Source organism: Spiroplasma sp. hyd1, from assembly GCF_016082235.1.
Taxonomy (GTDB): Bacteria; Bacillota_I; Bacilli_A; order Mycoplasmatales; family Mycoplasmataceae; genus Spiroplasma; species Spiroplasma poulsonii.
In genome coordinates this window covers 1-2,209 of the sequence record NZ_JXYY01000030.1, presented here as the reverse complement: position 1 = coordinate 2,209, position 2,209 = coordinate 1, and the positions used below count along the sequence as shown (strand labels likewise).

General features: G+C 25.6%; 1 protein-coding gene and 3 pseudogenes. All 4 read left to right on the top strand.

What is annotated here, in order from left to right:
• The first annotated feature begins 190 nt into the window (after positions 1-190).
• Positions 191-1,204, top strand: a pseudogene (locus TS70_RS08525) (hypothetical protein).
• The gene (locus TS70_RS04050) at positions 1,197-1,580 is read left to right on the top strand and encodes a hypothetical protein (RefSeq protein ID WP_198049491.1); all 384 of its coding nucleotides are present in this window, start codon (positions 1,197-1,199) and stop codon (positions 1,578-1,580) included. Before TS70_RS08525 ends, TS70_RS04050 begins: the two are co-directional and overlap by 8 nt.
• Positions 1,580-1,816: pseudogene (locus TS70_RS08850) on the top strand (hypothetical protein). The gene TS70_RS04050 and the pseudogene TS70_RS08850 overlap by 1 nt, the downstream one beginning before the upstream one ends.
• Before the next feature lie 12 nt (positions 1,817-1,828).
• Positions 1,829-2,194, top strand: a pseudogene (locus TS70_RS04045) (spiroplasma phage ORF1-like family protein); the annotation flags it as partial.
• Between the last annotated feature and the right edge of the window lie 15 nt (positions 2,195-2,209).

Sequence of the window (2,209 nt, the reverse complement as noted above, 5' to 3'; positions counted from 1 at the left end):
ATATGAATAATTCTTTTCCAAAAGGATTAAAACCNAAAAATAATAATATATAGGGCATTATTNGGTGTGAATGNCCGTAGTATTGATAAAAAAATACTAAGTATTTTTATCACTCTCCTTTCTGATTTGTGGGGAGAGAAAACCATAATAAATACTGTGTGATTTTTTATAAATAACTATTGGAGGTAAAATGAAAAAGTTNATATTTTTCTTAAAAAATTATTGTTATATTAGTGGTTCAATGATTTTGTTTAGTTTAATTGATTTGTTATTTTGAATTATTTCGTTAAATTATACTGGCTTAGTATTTTGATTATTATTTACTTTACAATGTGTTTACTTTGTTTGATGACTATGAAAAAATATTTTTTATCAGTTAAATGCGTTTAGATTAGTTAATTTTGTTTGAGATAATCCTTTGTCAGTAATAATTGGTAAATTAGGAACTGGTAAAACGCTACTTTTAACTTATTTGTCAGAAACAATGAAATTATTAACAGATAAAATTTATAGTAACTATCCATTAGAAGATGACAAAGTTAAAGTTTTAACGTTTAAAAATTTAGACTTTACTGATCGAACAAAAGCAGTTCCCCCTGATGATAGTTTAATTTTGTTTGATGAAAGTTTTTTGTACATTGATGGTACAAGCCCACATGATGAAAAAGTAACTCATCGTGGTAAAATTCCTTGAATTGTGTTGGCTAGGCATTTCGGACATCGTGCTTTATTTACAGCTCAACGGGAAGGCATGCTTTGAAACAATATTCGGCAATTAGCAAGTAGTATTATTATTCCAATTTCACTGAAAAAACCTACTGCTAAAAAAGGATTAAATTTTTTTAATCGTTTCTTTATTATGTAAATTGGTATTTTTCAAGATATTACTGATTATGAAATTTGAAAAACCGAGTCTGTCAAACGTACAGCGGAAGGTAAACGTGCAAAACATAGATCTGATGTTGGATTAGGAATTCGGTTTTTTAAGATTATTATTCCATTAGAAATTGCTCAAAAGTATGAAAGTAAATGATTATCATTTGCTCGTGATCTAAAAAATGATGATGTTCCTATTACTAAAGAATATTATTGAACTCAACTTAAAGATTTAACAATAAAAGAACGTTTAGATTTATTAGATATTGATATTTTGAAAAAGAATTTAAAACCTAAAAAAGAAAAAGGAAGTGATAAGAATGATTAATTTATTANCNGAAAATAATGGTAATTGAGACAAGATTTTTAGTTTTATTATTTTTGATGTGATTTGAAATACTAAGTTACCTATGACAAATACAACGATTGCTTATTTTATAATCTTTTTTATGGTTATTAAATTATCAATTTATGCAATACATGGTACTTATACACAATATAATGAGTTAGGTTCAACTGTTCAAAATAGTACATCANANATNTATTCNNCNACNGCTCGTGGNGTNTCNGATACTAANCAAGGTATGCAAAAACATNTTAAAGAGCGTAAACANTTTAAAATTAATCGTAATAAACAACAATTATCAAGTTTAGCAAAACAAGCAAAANCAAGAGAACAAGGATATNGGAGAGTGCATAAATAATGATTAGATTAGTTTTATTNGTTGCAGCAATNGCTATTTTTGGTACNGGTTTTATNACNGTNATTATAAATCAANTNACATCAGCAAAAAATATNATTATGGANNTATATAATTCAGATACNTGGTTACTTTCGTTGTTTGNTAAAATGGCAATNTTNTTTAGTCATCCGTTAATGCTTACAATNTCAAGTTTATATATTTTAGGTTTTATNGTTTCAAAAACNTTNTATAGTTAGGAGCGGTTAAATATGAAAAAGACAATATCTTTATTTTCAATATTTATTTTAGGTATTTTAAGTTTAGTGATTCCTTTCATCACTTTAACGGCATTTAAACCTTTAAATCAACAAACTTATAACATTGAACAACAAGCAACAGGAATAAATGAAACTGATTTTATTAATACAATGTTTTTACATAGTAGTTTTTTTGAAAATTGGTCAGAAACAAATTACTTTATTAATCCAACTTTAAAAACATCACAAACATTAACTTATAATGATAAGTGATATTTAGATTTTTTAAAGGATAGTTATTCAACTGGAATTTCATTTGATAAACCTAGTGATGAATTCATGGATTTATATAAAAATTGAGATACTTATGCTAAACAATAGACTTCTTGCAAT